The following is a 20,395-nucleotide window of genomic DNA, read 5'->3' on the forward strand; positions in this document are numbered from 1 at the left end:
GGTTCCGTCCGCCGGCCGAACGGTCAGACGGTGTGGGCGTCGGCCGCCGTGAGGGCCTCGTCGAGGGCGGCCAGACCCTCCTTCGCCTCGGCCTCGGTGATCGTGCAGGCGGGCACGACATGGGTGCGGTTCATGTTCACGAACGGCCACAGACCGCCGCGCTTGCAGGCCGCCGCGAATTCGGCCATCGGAGCGTTGGCGGCGCCGGACGCGTTGTACGGCACCAGCGGCTCGCGGGTCTCCTTGTTCTTCACCAGGTCCAGCGCCCAGAAGACGCCGAGGCCGCGGACCTCGCCGACGGACGGGTGGCGGTCGGCGATCTCGCGGAGCGCGGGGCCGATGACCCGCTCGCCGATGTCGGCGGCGTTCTCCACGATCCGCTCCTCGGCCATCGCGTTCATGGTGGCGACGGCGGAGGCGCAGGCCAGCGGGTGACCGGAGTAGGTCAGGCCGCCCGGGTAGGGGCGCTGGTCGAAGGTGGCGGCGATCTCGGCGCTGATCGCGACGCCGCCGAGCGGGACGTAGCCGGAGTTGACGCCCTTGGCGAAGGTCAGCAGGTCGGGGGTGACGCCGAAGTGGTCGGCGGCGAACCAGTGGCCGGTGCGGCCGAAGCCGGCCATGACCTCGTCGAGGATGAAGACGATGCCGTGGCGGTCGCAGATCTCACGGACCCCGGCGAGGTAGCCGGCCGGCGGGACCATGATCCCGGCGGTGCCGGGGACGGTCTCCAGGATGATCGCCGCGACCGACTGCGGGCCCTCGAAGGCGAGGGTCTGCTCCAGGTGCGCGAGGGCGCGCTCGCACTCCTGCTCCTCCGTCTCGGCGTGGAAGGCCGAGCGGTAGAGGAACGGGCCCCAGAAGTGGATGACACCGGCCGAGGCGGTGTCCGAGGGCCAGCGGCGGGGGTCGCCGGTCAGGTTGATCGCGGTGGCGGTGGCGCCGTGGTACGAGCGGTAGGCGGAGAGCACCTTGGCGCGGCCGGTGTGCAGCCGGGCCATCCGGACCGCGTTCTCCACGGCCTCCGCGCCGCCGTTGGTGAAGAAGATCTTGTCGAGGTCACCGGGGGTGCGCTCGGCGACCAGCCGGGCGGCCTCGGACCGGACGTCCACCGCGAAGCCGGGCGCGATGGTGCAGAGCTTCGCGGCCTGCTCCTGGATCGCCGCGACGACCTTGGGGTGCTGGTGGCCGATGTTGGTGTTGACCAGCTGGGAGGAGAAGTCGAGGTAGCGGTTGCCGTCGTAGTCCCAGAAGTACGAGCCCTCGGCGCCGGCGATCGGCAGCGGGTCGATCAGGCCCTGCGCGGACCAGGAGTGGAAGACGTGCGCGCGGTCGGCGGCCTTGACGGCCGCACCGGCGGCAGGGTCGGCGGCGGAGGCGGAGGGCGTCGTGGTCACGGTCAGTACCTCGGATCGGGTCGCTCGGGTCCGCCGGGGACGGTCACGGCGAACGCCCCTCAGCCTAGGGATCACGGCCCGGCGGCCGGTACCGACAGTGTGTATGGCGCTCACCACGCGCGCGGACAGAGTGTCTACGCACCGGCACCGGCACCGGGCCCCGGTCCGGGCGCCGGCTGCCGGGCCGCAGTGGGAAACGCCGTCCCCGCCGCGCCCGGCCGGTGGCCCTCGGCGAGGTCCGGGCGCAGGGCCGACAGTCCGCCGTAGTACTTGGTGAAGCCGGTGGGCGCCATGCCGAGGGCGGTCAGCAGGTGGTCCGCCGTTGTGGGGCGGCCGGTGCTGCGGGTGGTGACGAGGAGGAGGCCGCCGTCGGCCCGTACGGTCCGGCCGGTCGCCGGGTCCCGGCAGAGCAGGGCCGCGTCGCAGGTGACGCGCCGGCCGTCCGCGACGAAGGTGGCCCGGAGGTACTCGGTCTCGGCGGTGCGCAGCAGCCGGGCGGGGGCCGCGATGCCGTAGGAGCGGTCGAGGACGGCGGCGAGGAAGCCGCGCGGGGCGGTGCCGAGGGCGGCGGCGTCCGGCAGCAGGGGTTGCCGGTGGGTGACCGTCTCGCCGCGCCGCCCGGTCAGCTTGACCTCGAACTGCCGCTCCCCGGTGTCCGCGTAGCGCCGCTCGCGAATCCGGAAGCGCCGTGCGCGGCCCTGCCCGGCGTCGTGGAAGGAGCGCAGGTCGGGGGTGTCGTAGTGGACGGAGTGATAGCGGAACCAGCGGCGCCCGTTGACGCACAGGGCGGCGAACGGGCCGTCCGGCCCCTGGCGGCCGGTGAGTTGGGCCGCGAAGGCGGTGAAGACCTCGAACGGGACGAGATAGCTGCGGTCGAAGCGGGCGGGGAGTTCGGCGCGGGTCTGGACCTCGGCGAGCGGAACGGGGCGCGCGGCCATGGCGGCGCGGGCGAGGGCGCGTACGGCGGGGATCACACGGGCTCCTTGGCGGGCGGGGACGGGGAGCGTGCGGGACCGGGAGCGAGCGGGACGGGGGTGGCGCTGTGCTGTCGTGGGCGGGCCGGGGGCGGGTCTGCCGGGGCGCGGTACGCGTTCTACGTTCCGCGTCGGCCGGAAGTTCCGGGACGCGGAATCCGGCATCCGCCGGCGATGCTTCCCGGCCACGGGCGGGACCGGTGCCGCCCGGGCAATTGACAGCATGCTGTCGAAAGCGCAGGATGCTGTCATAGGGACACAGGGAACGGCGGAACGGGATTCCGCCGTCGGCCAAGGAGTTCTCATGACCCCGCGCACCGTGCATCTCGCCGCCTACGACACCCTCGCGGACTGGGAGTGCGGCCATGCCGCCGGCCATCTCCGCAGCGGCGGCTACTTCCGTCCGGGGCAGGACGCGTACGACGTGGTCACCGTCGCGGCCACCACCGCCCGGCCGGTGACGACCATGGGCGGGCAGCGCATCGTGCCCGGCCTCGCGCTCGACGCGCTGCGCCCCGAGGACAGTGCGCTGCTGATCCTTCCGGGCGCCCAACTCTGGGACGATGGCGCGGAGTTGATGCCGTTCGCCGCCAAGGCCCGGGAGTTCCTGGCCGCCGGGGTGCCGGTCGCGGCGATCTGCGGCGCGACCGCGGGGCTGGCCCGGGAGGGGCTGCTGGACGACCGTCCGCACACCAGCGGCGCCGCCCCGTACCTCGCCGCGCAGCCCGGCTACCGGGGCGGGGCGCACTACCGCGAGGCCGACGCGGTGCGCGCCCGCGGGCTGATCACCGCGGGGCCGACCGAGCCGGTGGCCTTCGCCCGGGAGATCTTCGCCGAGCTCGACGTGATGGAGCCGCGGATTCTGGACGCCTGGTACCGCCTGTTCGCCCGCTCCGACGCCGCCGCCTACCCGGTCCTGATGACGGCGGGGGCGGCCGAGCCGGACGGCGGGGCGGAAGGCGGCTCCGAGGGCGGCGCCGTATGAGTGCGCCGGACTCCGAACGGGCCCCGGGTGCCGGGGCCCTGGCGGCCGGCGGCCCCCGGGACCCGGAGCTGCTCAGCCGTACCGCCCTCACCGTCTTCCGGCTCAACGGCCAGTTCCTCACGGTCGCGGACGGGCTCGCCGCGCCCGCGGGGCTGACCGCCGCCTGGTGGCAGGTGCTGGGCGCCGTCCTGCCCGAGCCGCTGTCCGTCGCCGGTATCGCCCGCGCGATGGGGATCACCCGTCAGAGCGTGCAGCGCATCGCCGACCTCCTGGTGGCCCGCGGCCTGGCCGCCTACCGGCCGAACCCGGCGCACCGCCGCGCCAAGCTCCTCACCCCGACCGAGGAGGGCCGGGCCGCCGTCGCCCGTATCACCCCCGGCCACGCGGAGTTCGCGGCCCGGCTGCGGGAACAGCTCGGCGGCCGGGACGGGTTCCGGCGGGTCACGGCGGCGCTGGAGGAGCTGTCGGCGGCGCTCGACGAGCTGTCCGGCCCGCCGAAGGCCCCGCCGGCCGCGGAGGCTTGAGGGGACGCCGGGCCCGCGCCGGGCGCGGCGGGTCTGCCGGGCGCGGCGGGCGCTGGATATCCTCACCGCGGACGAGAGGCAGCGGGGCGGCACGGGTGCGGAGACGCCGGCGTCCACTCGCCCACTGGGGCGGCTTCGGGGGGAAGGGGCGAGGGGATCGTGGAACAGCTGATACGGGCGGGACAGCAGGGACGGGCCGGAGGGCTGCGGCCGCTGGGCGGGCAGGACCCGGTGCGGATCGGGGACTACCGGCTGCTCGGGCGGCTCGGCGAGGGCGGCATGGGACGGGTGTTCCTGGCCCGTTCGGACCGCGGCCGTACGGTCGCGGTCAAGCTGGTGCGCACGGAGCTGGCCGGCGAGGAGGAGTTCCGGGCCCGCTTCCGGCGGGAGGTACGGGCCGCGCAGCAGGTCGGCGGGGAGTGGACGGCGCCCGTACTGGACGCGGACACCGAGGCCGAGACCCCCTGGGTCGCCACGGGCTACATCGCGGGCCCCTCCCTGCAGCGGGTCGTCGGCGGCGGCGCCCCGCTGCCCGAACGGAGCGTGCGCATCCTGGCCGCCGGGCTGGCCCGTGCGCTGGGCGCGATCCATGCCGCCGGGATCATCCACCGCGACCTCAAGCCGTCCAACGTGCTGCTCACCATCGACGGCCCGCGGGTCATCGACTTCGGTATCGCGCGGGCGCTGGAGGCGGTCGCCGGCAGCGGGGTGACGCGTACCGGCGCGTCGGTCGGCTCGCCGGGCTTCATGTCGCCGGAGCAGGTGCGCGGCGCGCCGCTGACCCCGGCCTCCGATGTCTTCTGCCTCGGCTCCGTACTGGCCTACGCGGCGACCGGGCGGCAGCCGTTCGGCACGGCCGACAGCCTCGCGCCCGCGCTGATGTTCCGCATCGCCCAGGAGGAGCCCGACCTCTCCGCACTGCCCGACGGGCTGCGCGAGCTGGTCTCCGACTGCCTGGCCAAGGACCCGCAACAGCGGCCCACGCCCGCGGAGTTGGTGGCGCGGGCGGAGCACGGCACCGCCGACGGGCCGGGCGCGGACGACGAGCCCTGGCTGCCGGGGGCGCTGATCGCCCGGCTGGGGCGGCACGCCGTGGAGCTGCTGGACGCGGAGGACCCGCAGGACGGCGAGGACGCGCGGGGCGGCGACCGGGCCGGGGCACCGTCGCCCGCCGCCGGGGACCCCGGCGTGCACGCGCCGCCCACCGCCGTCGTGCCCACGCCCCCGCCGGGCGGCACCCCGGGGACACCGGCCCCGCGTCCGGTCGCGGCCGGCGCGGCGCCCTCCCCGTCACACGCCTCCCACGGGCACCACGACCTCGCGGCAGCGGGCCCGGCGTCCACCGCGGCCGCGGTGCCGCGCCGCCGTCGTGGCGCCGGTGCCGCCCTGGTCACCGCGCTCGCGCTGGTGCTGGCCGGGGCCGGTGCGGCCACCGCGTACGCCGTGTTCAACACCGGTGGTGAGGGCGTACGGGCGGAGGGCTCGACAGGCGGCCGGTCTCCGGCGCAGCACGCCGTGAACGGGGGCATCCCCGCGGACTACCTGGGCACGTGGGAGACGACCCTCGGCGGCTCCGCCCTCAACACCCGGCGCCTCACGCTCATCCAGGGCACGACCGGTGACACCGTGCTGACGATGACGGCGACCGGGGCGTCCTACCGCTGCGCGTTCGCGGCCACCCTGACCAGCGCCGGCCCCCCGGTCCGCCTCGGCCCGTCCAAGGTGGTCTCCGGACAGGACGGCTGTGATCCCGGCGAGGCGAGCACCCTGGAGCTGGTGGACGGAGTGCTGCGCCGCGTCTCCGACGACGGGAAGGCGCTGTCGTACCACAGGGCCGGGTGACGGCCGACAGGACGAGGTGACGGCCGCCGGGCGGGCAACGGGCGCCGTTTCACGGGGCGTTGGGCAGGAGGCGGCCGCGGGGCGGGGCCGACGCGGTTTCCGGGGGCGCCCCGGCGCGGGCAGTTCGGCCGTTCCCCCTGGTCACCCGCCCGTCCTTCCCCCGTCACCGCTCGATCGTTCTCCCGTCGTAACGCGCCGTCGGCCGTGGCGCTGTCCCGGGCCGCCTAGGCTCAGAGCACGCCTGGATACCGAAACCGGCACGGAACGACTCACGGGGAGGGTGCCCGGATGGACGGCCTGCGGGGGCTGACGGCCGACGATCCGTCGTGGATCGGGGACTACCGGCTGCTCAGCCGCCTCGGCAGCGGTGGGATGGGGCGGGTCTACCTGGCCCGTTCGGAGGGTGGCAGGACCGTCGCCGTGAAGCTGGTGAAGGCCGAACTCGCCGAGGAGGAGGAGTTCCGGGACCGCTTCCGCGCCGAGGTCGCGGCCGCGCGGCGGGTCGGCGGGCGCTGGACCGCGCCGGTGCTGGACGCCGACACCGAGGCCGCGGTCCCCTGGGTCGCCACCGGATACATCGCGGGCCCCACCCTGAGCGAGGTCGTCGGGAACTACGCGCGCAAGGGCACCTACGGCCCGCTGCCGGAGGATTCGCTGCGGCGGCTGGCCTACGGGCTGTCCTGCGCGCTGCGCGACATCCACGGCGTCGGCCTGGTGCACCGCGACCTCAAGCCGTCCAACGTGCTACTCACCATCGACGGGCCGCGGGTCATCGACTTCGGCATCGCACGGGCCCTGGACGGGGTCAGGGAGCAGACCCTGACCCGGGCCGGCACGGTGCTCGGCTCGCCCAGCTTCATGTCGCCCGAGCAGGTCACGGGGCGGAGCGTCAGCCCGGCCAGCGACGTGTTCTGTGTCGGCTCGGTGCTGGCGTACGCGGCGACCGGGCGGCAGCCGTTCGGTGAGATCGCCTCGGGCGTGCACGCCGTGATGTTCAAGATCGCGCAGGAGGACCCGGACGTGGCCGGGGCGCCGGACGGCGTCCGCGCCCTGCTCCTGGACTGCCTGGCCAAGGACCCGGCGGCGCGGCCCACCCCCGCGGAGCTCGCCGAGCGCCTCGGGCCGGCGCCCGGCGGCCCGGCGGCCACGCCCTGGCTTCCGGCCGAACTCATCGCGCGCCTGGGACAGCACGCCGTGCTCCTCCTGGACACCGACACCCCGCCCGGAGGCCAGGCACCGACGGTGCCGACCACCAGGCCCGCGGTCAGTCCGGCGCGGCCCCCGGCGCCCACCGCGACGGAGCGGCGCCGCCGCCGTCGATGGCTCCCCCTCATCGCCACGGCGGTCGTCGCGGCCGCCGCGGCCGCCGCCGCGGTGCCGCTGCTGAGCGACCGTGCGGGCGCCGGCGACAGCGCGTCCGACATCCCGGCCGGCTATGTCGGCACCTGGTCGGGCCCGGTGCTGCGGGACGGCGAACCCACCGGCCAGCAGCGGCGGTTCGTGATCACCCACGGCAAGGTCGGCGAGGTGGTCGCGAACAGCACCAGCCTCGGCGCGACCTACGAGTGCCGCAGCGACGGCAAGCTGGTGTCCGTCACCCGGCAGGACGGGCACCCGGCACTGCGGCTGGACACCGATGTCGTCCGGTCCGTCCCGGCCGGCCGCTGTGCCGCGCTGGGCGAGCACACCCTGGTGGCGGGCGGCGCCGACACCCTGACCTGGGCCGCGGCCGGGCGCACCGCGACCCTGCACCGCGTCGCCCCGGCCGACGGCAGCGTCCCGGCCGGTCTCCTCGGCACCTGGCGGCGGACGGACGACGACGGCTACGGCAGCCAGGAGCTGACCGTCCGGCAGGCCCCGGCGGGCAGCAGGGTCCTGACCACCGTCGTCGTGGGCCGCGGCGGCCGCTGCACCGCACACGCCGACCTCTACGCGGCCGAGGGCGGCAAGCTGACCGTCGGCCCGTCGGTCGTCGACCGGCCGGCGCCCGGCTGCACACCGAGCAGCACCTCCGTGCTAAGCCTGGGCGGCGACGGCACCCTGCACCGCGCGTTCCTCGGCGACGACAAACAGCCGCGCGGCTACTCCAGGGTGAAGTAGCCGCGCGGCCGTCCGCTGCGGGGTGCCGGGGGACCGCGGTGGTCCCCCGGCCGGTGTCCTACGACAGGAACGAGTTGATCTCGATCGTCTCGTCGCGGCCGGGGCCGACGCCGATCGCGGAGATCGGGGCGCCGGACATCTCCTCCAGCGCCTTGACGTACGCCTGGGCGTTCTTCGGCAGGTCGGAGAACTTCTTGGCCTTGGTGATGTCCTCGGACCAGCCCGGGAGCATCTCGTAGACCGGCTTGGCGTGGTGGAAGTCGGTCTGCGAGTACGGCAGTTCCTCGACGCGCTTGCCGTCGATCTCGTACGCGACGCAGACCGGGATCTGCTCCCAGCCGGTGAGCACGTCGAGCTTGGTGAGGAAGAAGTCCGTCAGACCGTTGACGCGGGTCGCGTAGCGGGCGATGACCGCGTCGAACCAGCCGCAGCGGCGGTCCCGGCCGGTGGTGACGCCGCGCTCGCCGCCGATGCGGCGCAGCGCCTCGCCGTCCTCGTCGAACAGCTCGGTCGGGAACGGACCGGCACCGACGCGCGTCGTATAGGCCTTGAGGATGCCGATGACGCGGCTGATCTTGGTGGGACCGACACCCGCACCCGTGCAGGCGCCGCCCGCGGTCGGGTTCGAGGACGTGACGAAGGGGTACGTGCCGTGGTCGATGTCCAGCAGCGTGCCCTGGCCGCCCTCGAAGAGGACCACCTTGTCGTCGTCGAGCGCCTTGTTGAGGATCAGGGTGGTGTCGGCGACATAGCCCTTGATCTTGTCGGCGTAGCCCAGCAGCTCCTCGACGACCTGCTCGACCTCGATGGCACGACGGTTGTAGAGCTTGCTCAGCAGCTGGTTCTTGACCTCCAGCGCCGCCTCGACCTTCTGGGTCAGGATCGACTCGTCGTAGAGGTCCTGGACCCGGATGCCGACGCGGTTGATCTTGTCGGCGTAGGTCGGGCCGATGCCGCGGCCGGTGGTGCCGATCTTCCGCTTGCCGAGGAACCGTTCCGTCACCTTGTCGACGGTGATGTTGTACGGCGTGATCAGATGCGCGTTACCGCTGAGCAGCAGCTTGGACGTGTCGACGCCGCGCTCGTTGAGTCCGCTCAGCTCGGAGAGCAGGACCGCCGGGTCGACGACTACACCGTTGCCGATGACCGGGGTGCACCCCGGCGAGAGGATTCCGGAAGGGAGGAGGTGCAGTGCGTACTTCTGGTCGCCGACGACGACCGTGTGGCCGGCGTTGTTGCCGCCCTGGTAACGCACCACGTAGTCCACGGACCCACCGAGCAGATCGGTGGCCTTTCCCTTGCCCTCATCACCCCACTGAGCACCGAGCAGCACAAGTGCGGGCACAGGCGTACACCCCTTCCGGGCGGGGCATGTCCAACGTGCGTGGATGGCGTCGGCGTGCCTTTTCACGCGTACGTCATCACTAGAGCCGTCGGACCGGTGCCCCGGAATAGACGAAGCCCCTGGCGCAATAGCGCAAGGGGCTCTTGCACCGAGATGCTACCTGAGGAAGGACCGAGGTGTCGGCGCAGCCTTCTGGGCACTCTCCCGTGGACTCCGTTCGGGGGTACCCCCTGCTCGTGGTCATCGACCCGGTCGCCCGCAGTACGGACGGCGAGTCCGTGCGGATCGCGAAGGATGTCCTGTGTGCGGGCGCGGGGGCGAAGATCTGCCTGCCGGAGGGGCCGGAGGAATTCGCGCGGGTACTGGCCCGGCGCGGGCACCGGCGGCCGGTGGTGATCGGGGACGACCGGACGCTGCTGCGGGTGGTGGGCCTGCTGCACAAGGAGCGCGAGCTGGGCGCCGTGCCGCTGTCGATGGTCCCGGTGGGCGCCCCGGCCGCGGTCACGCTGAGCCGTGCGCTGGGCGTCCCCACGGACACGGTGGCCGCCGCGCGGGCCGTCCTGGACGGCGGGGAGCGGCCGATGGACCTGCTCACGGACGACAGCGACGGCATCGTGCTGGGCGGGCTGCGCATCCCCTGCGGCAGCGAGGCGACCCGGCTGGGGCACGGCGCGTACGTGCCGGGGACGGCCCCGCCGCCCGCTCCGGCCGGCCCGGCAGCGGCCCCGGAGGAGCCGGACGGCCCGGCGGACGGGCCCGACGGGCCGCGGCCGTGGTGGAAGCCGGCCGCCCGGACCGCCCGTACGGCGCTGTCGCTGCTGGCGGCGCCGGCGACCGGCCTGGGCGCGCGGCGGGCGCGGGTGCCGGGGCAGCGGCTGCGGATCGAGGCGGACGGGGTGCTGCTGGCGGATCTGGACCGGCCGGTGCGCGGGGTGTCGGTGGTGCCCGGCGGCCGGGCCGGGGCGGACGGGCCGTGGCCCGGGGCCGCCGACACCCGGGCGCTGGCCGAGGTCGTGGTGCACTGGCCGGGCGGGGGCCGCCCGGTGCGGACCCGGGCGCGGGCGGTGACGGTGTCCGGCGCGGACTTCCACTACCGGGCGGACGCGCTGGTCGGCGGGCCGGTCAGGACCCGTACGTGGACCGTGCAGCCGGCGGCCTGGCGGCTGCAGCTGCCGCGGGGCTGAGCGGCCGGGTGCCTAGCGCTCCGCGCTCTCCAGGTCGGCGCGGAGCTGGTCGCGGTGTTCGCGCCAGCGTTGCAGCAGGCCGGTGAGTTCCTTCTGGAGGAACTCGAAGAAGATCAGCGTCTCGGCGATCCGGCGGCCGGCCGGGGAGTCCTCGCCGAGGCTGTCGACACCCTCGCGCAGGGTGCCCTCCCAGCGGGTGAGGACGTTGTCCCGGCGGGCCAGTGCCTCGTACCACTGGTCGCTGTGCACGCGGTAGCGGTCGCGGCGGGAGCCGGGCTCGCGTTCCCGGCTGACCATGTCGACCTGGGAGAGGTAGCGGATCGCGCCGGAGACGGCGGCCGGGCTGACCTGGAGGCGCTCGCCGAGTTCGGCGGAGGTCAGGACGCCGGAGTCGGAGGCCAGCAGACAGGCGAAGACCCGGGCGGACATCCGCTGCATCCCGGCGTCCACCAGCTGGGAGGCGAACCGTTCGACGAACTGTGAGACCGCCGCGTCATCGCGCTTCTCGTCGCCGCCGTCCCGGCGGGCATCGTCCGTCCGGTCCGCACTCTGCTCTGGCTGCTCACTCATATCCGCATCATCTCCCCTGATCAGAGCCACCCACCCCAAGTTTATACGGTTTCTTAACTTCACAAATTTGTGAAACTAGCGTAGCTTCCAAAGCATGACCACAGCAACGTCTGCCGCCCCCGCGATCCGGGTCGACGGTCTCCGCAAGTCCTTCGGCCGCACCCACGCGCTGGACGGCCTCGATCTGCACGTGGCGGCCGGCGAGGTGCACGGCTTCCTCGGGCCCAACGGCGCCGGGAAGTCCACGACCCTCCGTGTGCTGCTCGGCCTGCTGCGCGCCGACGGCGGCACCGCCCGGCTCCTGGGCCGGGACCCCTGGCGGGACGCCGTCGCGCTGCACCGCCGGATCGCTTATGTCCCCGGCGATGTGACCCTGTGGCGCAACCTGTCCGGCGGCGAGGTCATCGACCTCTACGGCCGGCTGCGCGGAGGGCTGGACGCCGCGCGCCGGGCCGAACTCCTGGAGCGGTTCGAACTCGACCCCACCAAGAAGGGGCGGACCTACTCCAAGGGCAACCGGCAGAAGGTCGCGCTGGTCGCCGCCTTCGCCTCCGACGTCGATCTGCTCATCCTCGACGAGCCGACCTCCGGGCTCGACCCGCTGATGGAGGAGGTCTTCCAGAACTGCGTCGCCGAGGAGCGCGACCGCGGCCGTACGGTCCTGCTCTCCAGCCATGTGCTGTCCGAGGTCGAGGCGCTCTGCGACCGCGTCAGCATCATCCGCAAGGGGCGGACCGTCGAGTCCGGTTCGCTGGGCGACCTGCGGCACCTGACCCGCACCACGGTCGTCGCCGAACTCGCCGGCCCGCTGGAGGCGCCCCCGGCGGCAGCCGGAGGACTGGCCGCGCTGCCCGGCGTGCACGGCCTGACCACCCAGCCGATCCGGGGGAGCCAGGGCCACCGCGTCCGCTTCCAGGCCGAGACCGACAAGCTCGACGCCGTGCTCCGCTCGCTCACCACCTCCGGCGTCCGCAGCCTCACCTGCACCCCGCCCACCCTGGAGGAGCTCTTCCTGCGCCACTACCAGGACGACGCCCGGCCCGCCGCGGCGGTCGCGCGATGACCGCCGTGACAGCGGCCCCCGCCGCCCGTGCCGCCCGCCCCCGTCATCTGGCGGGCACCGGAACCCTGTGGCGCCTCGCGCTGCGCCGCGACCGGCTGCTGATCCCGGCCTGGGTGCTGACCCTGGGGCTGTCCGTCACCGCCGTGGGCGCGTCGTTCGAGGCGGTCTACGACACCGCCGCCCAACGGGCCGGGCTGGCCGCCTCGATGAACCACAGCGGCGCGATGCGGGCGCTGTACGGACCGGTCTTCAGCGACTCCGTCGGCGGTCTGGTCGCCTGGCGGATGGCCGGCTTCGGCGCCGTCCTCGCCGCGGTGATGAGCCTGCTGATCGTGGTCCGGCACACCCGCGAGGAGGAGGAGACGGGCCGTCAGGAACTGCTCTCCGCCGCCATGGTGGGCCGCCGGGCGCCCCTGACCGCGGCCCTGCTGACCGCCCTGCTCGCCAACGCGCTGCTCGCGGCACTGATCGCGGGCGGATCGGTGCTGTCCGGCCGCCCGGCCGCCGGTTCGCTCGCCCTCGGCCTGGCCATCGGCGGCACCGGCACGCTCTTCGCCGGCCTGGCCGCCATCGCCGCCCAGCTCACCGAGAGCGCGCGGCTGGCCAAGGGGCTGACCGGCGCGGTCCTGGGCTTCGCCTTCGCGCTGCGCGCCGCGGGCGACGCCGCGACGGCCGCGGCCTCCTCCCCGCTCACCTGGGCCTCCCCGATCGGCTGGTCGGAGAACCTCCGCCCGTACGCCGGCGAACGCTGGTGGCCGCTGCTCCTCTTCGCCGCGGCGACCGCCCTGGCCGTCGCGGCCGCCTACGCCCTGACCGCCCGCCGCGACCTGGGGATGAGCTTTCTGCCCGCCCGCCCCGGACCGGCCGCCGCGCCGCGCTCCCTCGGCGGCGCCTTCGGCCTGGCCTGGCGGCTGCAGCGCACCACCCTGCTGGGCTGGACGCTCGCCTTCCTGTGCGCCGGCGCGGTCTTCGGCGGGATCGCCCAGGGCGCCTCCGACCTGGTCGGCGGCAACCAGCGGACCCGCGAGATCGTCGAGCGGATGGGCGGCCAGCAGAACCTGACCGAGGCCTTCCTGGCCACCATGACCGGACTGCTCGGCATGGTCGCCGCGCTCTACGCGGCCGGTGCGGTGCTCCGGCTGCGCGGCGAGGAGACCGGGGAGCGCGCGGAGCCGGTGCTGGCCGGTGCGGTGGGCCGGCTGCGCTGGGCCGGCAGCCATCTGGCGATCGCCTACGGGGGCAGTGCCGTCATCCTGGCCTCCGGCGGCCTGGGGCTGGGCCTGGCCCACGGCGTCTCCGTCGGCGACCCCGGCGGGCAGCTGGGCCCCGTCCTGGCCGCTGCGCTCTCCCAGGTCCCGGCGGTCTGGACGCTGACCGGTCTGGCGGTGCTCGTCTTCGGCCTGCTCCCGAAGGCCACTCCCGCCGTCTGGGCGCTCGTCGGCGGCTGCCTGGCCATCGGCTGGATCGGCCCCTCCCTCAAGTTCCCGTCGTGGGCGATGAACCTCTCCCCGTACGGCCACCTGCCCAAGCTCCCCGGCGCCGAGGTCACCGCCGCCCCGTTCGTCTGGCTGACCGCGCTCTCCGCGCTCTTCCTCCTGCTGGGCCTGGCCGGTGTACGCCGGCGCGACATCGGCTGAGGCCCCGGCGGCCCGCGGTGGGCCGCCCCGAAGACGTGCGCCGCCGGAGCCGTAGCGGACTCCGGCGGCGCACCGCCGTGTGCGGTGGCGCACCGGCCCGCCGCCGTCCACAGGGTGTGGACACAGCACATGACTCCCGCGGCCGCCAGTCACTGTTCGCCATTTCACCTGGCGGTGCGATAACCCGGAGTAACTCTGGAGCTATCGGTAATGTACCCACTACTTTCCGTGCGCACGGTCGTGACCACGACCCGCGGCACCGGAGGGGTTCATGCGACGCATCACCACCAAGATCGGCATTCTCGCGGCGGCGGCTCTGCTCGCCGTCACAGCGGCCGGGCCCGCCCAGGGGAAGCAGACGGGCGACGCACAGCGCACCCGCGCCGACGCGGCCGCCTACTTCGTGATGACCGATGTCACCCGCGCCGAGTTCGTCATCAAGATCACCGACCCGCGCAAGATCCAGCACGCCCGCGACCTGCTGAGCGGGGCGACCAGCTCGGAGCCCCATGTCATCGGCCGCATCGACAAGCGCCCGGCGCCGTACAACTGGCGCTGGAGCTTCCATCTCCGCCCGGAGACCATCGACTTCTTCGACTTCGCCATCGAGGTCTGCGACGCCACCACGCCCTACGTCGAGGAGCATCTGGACGAGGCCGGCGGCCCGTTCCTGCCCGGCCTGATCTGGTGCCCCTGGAGCTCGAAGCTGCTGCGGGAGGTTCCCCAGCCGTAGCCCGCCCGTGGTCCCCGCCCGTAGGGGAGCGTGCGAAGGCCGTCGGCGGTCCGGCCCAGGACCGCCGACGGCCTTCGCACGTCCACCGGGGCGCTCAGCCCCCGGGCGTCACCAGCCGCGCCTCGTACGCGAACACCGCCGCCTGGGTGCGGTCGCGCAGCCCCAGCTTCACCAGGATGCGGCTGACATGCGTCTTCACCGTGGACTCGGCGACCACCAGATGCTCGGCGATCTCCCCGTTCGACAGGCCCTGCGCGACCAGCACCAGGACCTCGGTCTCCCGCTCCGTGAGATCGGCGATGCGCTCCTGGGCGGGCGCGCGCGGGGTGCCGAGGCGGGAGAACTCGGAGATCAGACGCTTGGTGACGGTCGGCGCGAGCAGCGCCTCGCCGGAGGCGACGATCCGGACGCCCTCGGCGAGCTGACCGGCCGAGGCGTCCTTGAGCAGGAAGCCGCTCGCCCCGGAGCGCAGCGCCTGGTAGACGTACTCGTCCAGGTCGAAGGTGGTCAGCACCAGGACCTTGGCGCCCTCGTCGGCGGCCACGATCTCGCGGGTCGCCTCCAGGCCGTTCATCTCCGGCATCCGGATGTCCATCAGGACGACGTCGGGCTTGAGGACGGCGACCTTGCGCACCGCCTCGCGGCCGTCCACCGCCTCCCCGACGACCTCCATGTCCGGCATGGCGTTCAGCAGGACGGAGAAGCCCTCCCGCACCATCACCTGGTCGTCGACGATCAATACCCGGATCATGCCCGCGCTCCCCCTGCCTTGGTCCCGCCCGTGGTGTTCGCCACCGGAATGAACGCCGCGACCTCGTAGCCGCCGTCCTCCGTGTGATCGGCCGTCATCTCGCCGCCCAGCATCTGTACCCGCTCCCGCATGCCCAGTACTCCGTGCCCCGCGCCCGGGGACGGCTTGGCCAGCCGGCTCGGCGCACCGTTGACGATGCGCACGCCCAGCCCGCCCAGCACATAGGAGATCTCCACCCGGGCCTCGGCACCGGGCGAGTGCCGCAGCGCGTTGCTCAGCCCCTCCTGCACGATCCGGTACGCGGACAGCTCGACGCCCTGCGGCAGCGGCCGCGGCGAACCGGTCACCACGGCCTCGACGACCAGCCCGGCACTGCGGACGCTGTCGAGCAGCGAGTCGAGGCTGCTCAGGCTGGGCTGCGGGGCCTCCGGGTCGGCCTCGGCGAAGGCGTCCGGGTCCGCGGAGCGCACCACGCCGAGGATGCGGCGCAGTTCGGCGAGCGCGGCGACGGCGTTCTCCCGGATCGTCGCGAAGGACGTGGCCAGCTCGGGCGGGGTGTCCTTGACGCGGTAGGGCGCGGCCTCGGCCTGGATGGCGATGACGGACATGTGGTGGGCGACCACGTCGTGCAGCTCGCGGGCGATCAGGGCCCGCTCCTCCAGGAGCGTGCGCCGGGAGCGCTCCTCCTCGGTGACCGTCTGCGTCCTGACGACCTGCCGGCGCTCCTCGCGCCAGGCACGGACCGCGGCGGCGGAGATCAGGATCACTCCGCAGAAGACCGCCACCGGCGGCAGATCACCCACGTCCGCGCCGGTGACCACCGTCACCAGGGCCGCCACGGCAAAGGTGACCAGCCACATCTCCATCGCGAGGCGCGGCCGGGTGCGCAGCACCACGAGGGCCATCACCACGGTGTGGGTGGCGAAGGCGCCGTTCGAGAAGAGGTTGATGTACGGGGTGCCCGCCCCGGCGAACGCCTCGGCGGCGAACGCGGCCAGCGACAGCCAGAAGGCGCCCACCGGCCGGAAGAGGATCAGCAGCAGCGGCGCGGCGATCAGCAGGGCCACCACGCCGCGCAGTCCGGGGCCCGAACTCGCCAGGCCCGCCAGGAGGACGAGCGCCGCGAAGAAGCCGACGGTCGCGTGCGGCAGCCAGCGCGACCAGTGCCGCAGCCGCTCCGGCAGCCACGGCACCCACCGGCGGATCTTGGCGTCCTCCAGCGGCGGCATCGGCCGGAAGGCGAAGGCGTCGACGAACAGGTCCTGGCGCAGCCGGCGCAGGACGCCGTGGGCTATCCGTGCCTCCGAGTGCAGCGCGTCCTGCGTCTGGGTCGTCTCGTTCACGCTGACAACGGTAAGCAACGCCGGGCCCCCGCGGCGTCCCCACCAGTGGGGATCTGCCGGCGTCCGCCTCAAGTACTACGTGGCCGGTGCGGACGGCTCAGACAACCGACAAGTGTGTGACAGCTGGGGCTGCCGGGGGTGACGGGGGCGTAGTGGCCGACGCCGGTCAGCTCGCGCAGGTCCGTGCCGCCGGGGTTGCGCGCGAGGTAGCGGCGGGAGAGGTCGAGGGGGACCTCCGGGTCGTGGGTGCCGTGCAGGAGCGTGACGGGGACATCCGCCGGCGGACGGAGCGCCGGGTCGGCCGCGGCGAGCCGCTCCGGAAAGCCGGGTCCGCCGCCCAGCAGCTCGGCGACCGCGCCGTCGCTCAACCCCAGCTCATGGGCGCGGGCGAGATCGGCGACCGGGGCGACGGCGACGACGCGGGTCACGTGCGTGCCGGGCCGGGCGGCGGCGAGCAGGGCGAGATGCCCGCCCGCCGAGTGCCCGGCCAGGACCACCTCAGGGTCCGCCGTCTCCCCCGCCAGGGCGGTGCGGGCGGCCCCGACGGCCGCGGAGACGTCGTCGAAGGTCTGCGGCACCCCGCCGCCCGCGCCGACCCTGCGGTACTCGGCGAGGCCGACCGGCATGCCACGCCCGGCCAGCTCCGCGGCGAGCGGCGAGAGATGGCGGCGGTCGTACGCCGCCCGCCAGAACCCACCGTGCAGCAGCACGACCAGCGGTCCGCGGTCCGCCGCCCGCCCGCCGTCACCGCTCCGCGGCACATAGACATCGACGACCTGGTCCGGATGCGGCCCGTAGGCCACCGTCCGGTCCGGCGCCACCGGGGCGAGCCCCAGCAGCGCCGCCTCCTCGTCCGCCACCCTCACCCGGCGGCCCCGGACGCCCCGGACTCCACGTCCGGCAGCGCCCCCAGCACCTCACCGAGCACCCGGGCCGCGCGCTCCGCGTCCGCGAAGGAGGTGTAGAGCGGGGTGAAGCCGAAGCGCAGCACGTCGGGCCGCCGGAAGTCGCCGACCACCCCGCGCCGGATCAGCTCGTCCATCACCTCACCGGCGAGGGAGGTGCCGTCCGCGGCGGTGAGCCGGGGCGAGCACGCCAGCGACACCTGGCTGCCGCGCCACTGGTGCTCGGCCGGGGTGACGGAGCGCACCCGGCCGGGCGGCACATAGGCCGCCACACACTCCAGGAAGAAGTCGGTCAGGGCCAGGCTCTTGGTGCGCACCTCCTCGACGGACACCCCGTCCCAGGCCTCCAGCGCCGCCTCCAGGGCCAGCAGCGACAGGATGTCGGGGGTGCCGACCCGGCCGCGCAGAATGCCGTCCGCCGGGGTGTAACCAGTGTCCATGGCGAACGGATCGGCATGGGAGTTCCAGCCCGGCAGCGGCGACTCGAACCGCTCCTGGAGGCTCTCGCGGACGTAGAGGTACGCGGGCGACCCCGGGCCGCCGTTGAGGTACTTGTATGTGCAGCCGACGGCGAGGTCGACATGGTGCGCGTCGAGGCCGACCGGCAGCGCGCCGGCGCTGTGGCACAGGTCCCAGACGGCGAGCGCGCCCGCGGAGTGCAGCGCGCGGGTGATGCCGGGCAGGTCGTTGAGCCGGCCGGTGCGGTAGTCGACGTGGTTGACCAGGGCCAGCGCGGTCCGCTCGGTGACCTCGTCGGCGATCCGCGCGGGCTCGACCGGGCGCACCGCGAGGCCGGTCATCCGGGCCGCGGACCGCACGATGTAGCCGTCGGTCGGGAAGGTCGTGGCATCGACGAGGATCTCCGTACAGCCCTTGCCGGCCATCCGGACGCCGCCGATCACGGCCTTGAAGATGTTGACGCTGGTCGAGTCGCCGACCACCACCCGGCCCGGCCCCGCCCCGATCAGCGGGGCGATCTTGTCGCCGATCCGCTCGGGCGCGGTCCACCAGCCGGACTCGCTCCAGGACCGGATGCGCAGCCGGCCCCACTCGCGGTTGATGACGTCGGCCACCCGGTCGGCCACCCCGCGGGGCAGCGCGCCGAGGGAGTTGCCGTCGAGGTAGACGGCCTCGTCGCCGGACGCGTGGTCGGGCGCGGGGTCGAGGACGAACCGGTCGCGGACCGCGGCGAGCGGGTCGGCGGCATCCAACTCGGCGGCGCGCACGGCGTGTTCACGGGCCCCGGCGGGCTCGGTGCGGCCGGTGGTCCCGGGGAATTCGTGGGTCTCAGACATGGCTCCGCGCCGTCCACAGCTCGGGGAAGACGTTCTTGCGGGCCCGCTTCTCCAGCCAGGCCACGCCCGCGGAACCGCCGGTACCCAATTTTGCTCCCATCGCCCGCCAGGTCGCGACCAGATGGTCGTGGCGCCAGCGGAGTATCAGCTCGCCGACATCGGTCAGCACCTCGCCGAGCCGGACGAGTTCGGAGTCCTGCGGACCGGCGTAGATCTCGGCCCAGACGGCCTCGACGCCCGGGTCCGGTTCGTAGCGCAGCGCCGGGCCCCGCTCCAGCACCGCCTCGGGGACCGCCCAGCCGCGCCGGGCGAGCATCCGCAGCACCTCGTCCCACAGGCTGGGCTCCTGGAGGGCCTTCTCCAGCTCGGCGAGTTCGCGGGGCGCGCCGCGGTGCGGCACCAGCATGGAAGCGGACTTCTCGCCGAGCAGGAACTCCATCCGCCGGTACATCGCCGACTGGAAACCGGAGCCCTCGCCGAGCGCGTCGCGGTAGGCGTTGAACTGCGCCGGGGTCAGCCGGGCGAGCGGCTTCCAGGAGGCGTTCAGCGCCTCCAGCTCGTAGGTGGAGCGGCGCAGCGCCTCAAGGGCCACCGGCAGGTCGTCGCGGCGCAGCGCCTCGGCTGCGGTGCTCCACTCATGGACGATGACCGTGAACCACAGCTCCATGACCTGGGTGGTGACCAGGAAGACCATCTCGCCGGGGTCATCGGAGAGCGGGTGCTGCAGATGAGTGAGGACGCCCGCCTGGACATAGTCCTCGTACGGGGTCGTGCTGCTGCTGCCGATGCTCAGGTCCGGGGCGAACGACGGGCCGGACGCGGCGGTGCCGACCGCCATGGGGCACGCGGCGGGCGCGGTAGCTCCGGGGTCCGGGGGATCGATGGGAGACGGCTGCGACATGAGGGACTCCTCAGGTGCGAACTACCGGGTAGCGGTCCGCCCCTTCCTCGTCGGCTCGGGAGCCCCGGTCCCCTCGGGCACGGGATGGCCCGGCCCACTGGAAATCATCCGTGCTGGGCAGCGACCGCGCAAGGGCCGGCCGCGATCAGGCGGCCGGCCCGTTGACCTGGGCGCTCCCCGGCGGCGACGCCGGCGGCTCGTCAGGAGAGGGTGTCCGCCGCGGTCGGCGAGGAGTCCCGCAGGAAGGTGCTGCAGCGCTCGTACTCGTCCTGCTCGCCGATCGACTGGGCGGCGCGGGCGAGGGCGTGCAGTGCCCGGAGGAAACCGCGGTTGGGCTCGTGCTCGAAGGGCACCGGGCCGTGGCCCTTCCAGCCGGCCCGGCGCAGCGCGTCCAGCCCGCGGTGGTAGCCGGTACGGGCGTAGGCGTACGACTCGACGACCCGGCCTCCCTCGAACGCGTCGTCCGCGAGCTGTGCCCAGGCCAGGGAGGAGGTCGGGTACTTCGCGGCGACGTCGGACGGTGCCGTGCCCGCGGCGAGCAGCTCGCGGGGCTCGGGATCGTCGGGCAGATGGGTCGGGGGCGGACCCCCGAGGAGGTTCTCGTGAATGGGCATGGTCCCAGTCTGCCAGGGCGCTGCGTTTGGGTCCGGGCGGACGATCTCGGCTTTCCCGCCGTGGGGGTTGCTCGCCGTTTGTTGCCCGCTTGCGCGGTGCCCGCGCCGTTCGCGCCTGCGGCGGGCGGTGCCGCTGCGCGGGGCTGTCGGGGTGCGGGGACGGGGGGCGGGGGGGCGGGGGGGGGGGCCGGGGGGGGGGGGGGGGGGCCCCCCCCCCCCCCGGGCCGGGCCCCCC

The 20,395-nt window shown here is 74.4% G+C and carries 18 protein-coding genes; 8 read left to right on the plus strand and 10 right to left on the minus strand.

Annotation, left to right across the window (positions count from 1 at the left end; all coding sequences use genetic code 11):
* Positions 1-23: 23 nt before the first annotated feature.
* Positions 24-1,394: an aspartate aminotransferase family protein gene (locus tag ACGFN2_RS19820; RefSeq protein ID WP_362613118.1), complete on the minus strand. Its 1,371-nt coding sequence runs from the start codon at positions 1,392-1,394 to the stop codon at positions 24-26.
* Between the two features lie 134 nt (positions 1,395-1,528).
* Entirely contained in the window at positions 1,529-2,368 is an 840-nt protein-coding gene (locus tag ACGFN2_RS19825) for a VTC domain-containing protein (protein ID WP_393362112.1), read from the minus strand.
* Between the two features lie 304 nt (positions 2,369-2,672).
* Here ACGFN2_RS19825 and ACGFN2_RS19830 point away from each other — a divergent pair, with 304 nt between their 5' ends.
* The 4 genes from ACGFN2_RS19830 (at position 2,673) to ACGFN2_RS19845 (ending at position 7,819) form a co-directional block, all read left to right on the plus strand.
* Positions 2,673-3,353 carry a DJ-1/PfpI family protein gene (locus ACGFN2_RS19830; protein ID WP_393362115.1) on the plus strand — a complete coding sequence of 227 codons (681 nt, stop codon included), beginning with the start codon at positions 2,673-2,675 and terminating at the stop codon, positions 3,351-3,353.
* Complete coding sequence (locus ACGFN2_RS19835) at positions 3,350-3,877, plus strand: MarR family winged helix-turn-helix transcriptional regulator (protein ID WP_393362118.1); 528 nt, start codon at positions 3,350-3,352, stop codon at positions 3,875-3,877. The genes ACGFN2_RS19830 and ACGFN2_RS19835 overlap by 4 nt, the downstream gene beginning before the upstream one ends.
* A 159-nt stretch (positions 3,878-4,036) precedes the next feature.
* Positions 4,037-5,719: a serine/threonine-protein kinase gene (locus tag ACGFN2_RS19840; protein ID WP_393362121.1), complete on the plus strand. Its 1,683-nt coding sequence runs from the start codon at positions 4,037-4,039 to the stop codon at positions 5,717-5,719.
* 288 nt (positions 5,720-6,007) lie between these two features.
* On the plus strand, positions 6,008-7,819 hold the full coding sequence (locus ACGFN2_RS19845) for a serine/threonine-protein kinase (RefSeq protein WP_393362123.1): 1,812 nt from the start codon (positions 6,008-6,010) through the stop codon (positions 7,817-7,819).
* Between the two features lie 58 nt (positions 7,820-7,877).
* Here ACGFN2_RS19845 and ACGFN2_RS19850 read toward each other — a convergent pair whose 3' ends face one another.
* Positions 7,878-9,164, minus strand: coding sequence for an adenylosuccinate synthase (locus ACGFN2_RS19850; protein WP_393362126.1), 1,287 nt, complete (start codon positions 9,162-9,164; stop codon positions 7,878-7,880).
* Between the two features lie 206 nt (positions 9,165-9,370).
* Here ACGFN2_RS19850 and ACGFN2_RS19855 point away from each other — a divergent pair, with 206 nt between their 5' ends.
* Complete coding sequence (locus ACGFN2_RS19855) at positions 9,371-10,348, plus strand: hypothetical protein (RefSeq protein ID WP_393362129.1); 978 nt, start codon at positions 9,371-9,373, stop codon at positions 10,346-10,348.
* A 12-nt stretch (positions 10,349-10,360) separates the two neighbouring features.
* Here the strand turns inward: ACGFN2_RS19855 and ACGFN2_RS19860 are convergent, their stop codons facing one another.
* Positions 10,361-10,918: a MarR family transcriptional regulator gene (locus ACGFN2_RS19860; protein ID WP_362613099.1), complete on the minus strand. Its 558-nt coding sequence runs from the start codon at positions 10,916-10,918 to the stop codon at positions 10,361-10,363.
* A gap of 94 nt (positions 10,919-11,012) precedes the next feature.
* Between ACGFN2_RS19860 and ACGFN2_RS19865 the strand changes: the two genes are divergently transcribed.
* The 3 genes from ACGFN2_RS19865 (at position 11,013) to ACGFN2_RS19875 (ending at position 14,351) form a co-directional block, all read left to right on the plus strand.
* On the plus strand, positions 11,013-11,981 hold the full coding sequence (locus tag ACGFN2_RS19865; protein WP_362613097.1) for an ABC transporter ATP-binding protein: 969 nt from the start codon (positions 11,013-11,015) through the stop codon (positions 11,979-11,981).
* Positions 11,978-13,618: an ABC transporter permease gene (locus ACGFN2_RS19870; RefSeq protein ID WP_393362132.1), complete on the plus strand. Its 1,641-nt coding sequence runs from the start codon at positions 11,978-11,980 to the stop codon at positions 13,616-13,618. The genes ACGFN2_RS19865 and ACGFN2_RS19870 overlap by 4 nt, the downstream gene beginning before the upstream one ends.
* Positions 13,619-13,889: 271 nt before the next feature.
* On the plus strand, positions 13,890-14,351 hold the full coding sequence (locus ACGFN2_RS19875; protein WP_362613093.1) for a calmodulin-binding protein: 462 nt from the start codon (positions 13,890-13,892) through the stop codon (positions 14,349-14,351).
* Positions 14,352-14,445: 94 nt separating this feature from the next.
* Here ACGFN2_RS19875 and ACGFN2_RS19880 read toward each other — a convergent pair whose 3' ends face one another.
* The 6 genes from ACGFN2_RS19880 to ACGFN2_RS19905 form a co-directional block, all read right to left on the minus strand.
* On the minus strand, positions 14,446-15,102 hold the full coding sequence (locus tag ACGFN2_RS19880; RefSeq protein WP_362613090.1) for a response regulator transcription factor: 657 nt from the start codon (positions 15,100-15,102) through the stop codon (positions 14,446-14,448).
* Positions 15,099-16,445: a histidine kinase gene (locus ACGFN2_RS19885; RefSeq protein WP_362613087.1), complete on the minus strand. Its 1,347-nt coding sequence runs from the start codon at positions 16,443-16,445 to the stop codon at positions 15,099-15,101. Before ACGFN2_RS19885 ends, ACGFN2_RS19880 begins: the two co-directional genes overlap by 4 nt.
* A gap of 68 nt (positions 16,446-16,513) precedes the next feature.
* Complete coding sequence (locus ACGFN2_RS19890; protein WP_393362136.1) at positions 16,514-17,311, minus strand: alpha/beta hydrolase family protein; 798 nt, start codon at positions 17,309-17,311, stop codon at positions 16,514-16,516.
* Entirely contained in the window at positions 17,308-18,645 is a 1,338-nt protein-coding gene (kynU, locus tag ACGFN2_RS19895) for a kynureninase (protein ID WP_362613082.1), read from the minus strand. The genes ACGFN2_RS19890 and kynU overlap by 4 nt, the downstream gene beginning before the upstream one ends.
* Entirely contained in the window at positions 18,638-19,546 is a 909-nt protein-coding gene (locus ACGFN2_RS19900) for a tryptophan 2,3-dioxygenase family protein (RefSeq protein WP_362613079.1), read from the minus strand. The genes kynU and ACGFN2_RS19900 overlap by 8 nt, the downstream gene beginning before the upstream one ends.
* A gap of 200 nt (positions 19,547-19,746) precedes the next feature.
* Entirely contained in the window at positions 19,747-20,160 is a 414-nt protein-coding gene (locus ACGFN2_RS19905) for a DUF3151 domain-containing protein (RefSeq protein WP_018092618.1), read from the minus strand.
* Between the last annotated feature and the right edge of the window lie 235 nt (positions 20,161-20,395).

Origin of the sequence: Streptomyces sp. NPDC048612 (assembly GCF_043199295.1) — a bacterium.
Lineage (GTDB): Bacteria > Actinomycetota > Actinomycetes > Streptomycetales > Streptomycetaceae > Streptomyces.

Coding starts and splice junctions, on each gene's coding strand:
- ACGFN2_RS19830 (WP_393362115.1), top strand. CDS start 2,673: ATGACCCCGCGCACCGTGCATCTCGCCGCCTACGACACCCTCGCGGAC.
- ACGFN2_RS19835 (WP_393362118.1), top strand. CDS start 3,350: ATGAGTGCGCCGGACTCCGAACGGGCCCCGGGTGCCGGGGCCCTGGCG.
- ACGFN2_RS19845 (WP_393362123.1), top strand. CDS start 6,008: ATGGACGGCCTGCGGGGGCTGACGGCCGACGATCCGTCGTGGATCGGG.
- ACGFN2_RS19860 (WP_362613099.1), bottom strand. CDS start 10,918: ATGAGTGAGCAGCCAGAGCAGAGTGCGGACCGGACGGACGATGCCCGC.
- ACGFN2_RS19865 (WP_362613097.1), top strand. CDS start 11,013: ATGACCACAGCAACGTCTGCCGCCCCCGCGATCCGGGTCGACGGTCTC.
- ACGFN2_RS19870 (WP_393362132.1), top strand. CDS start 11,978: ATGACCGCCGTGACAGCGGCCCCCGCCGCCCGTGCCGCCCGCCCCCGT.
- ACGFN2_RS19875 (WP_362613093.1), top strand. CDS start 13,890: ATGCGACGCATCACCACCAAGATCGGCATTCTCGCGGCGGCGGCTCTG.
- ACGFN2_RS19880 (WP_362613090.1), bottom strand. CDS start 15,102: ATGATCCGGGTATTGATCGTCGACGACCAGGTGATGGTGCGGGAGGGC.
- kynU (WP_362613082.1), bottom strand. CDS start 18,645: ATGTCTGAGACCCACGAATTCCCCGGGACCACCGGCCGCACCGAGCCC.
- ACGFN2_RS19900 (WP_362613079.1), bottom strand. CDS start 19,546: ATGTCGCAGCCGTCTCCCATCGATCCCCCGGACCCCGGAGCTACCGCG.
- ACGFN2_RS19905 (WP_018092618.1), bottom strand. CDS start 20,160: ATGCCCATTCACGAGAACCTCCTCGGGGGTCCGCCCCCGACCCATCTG.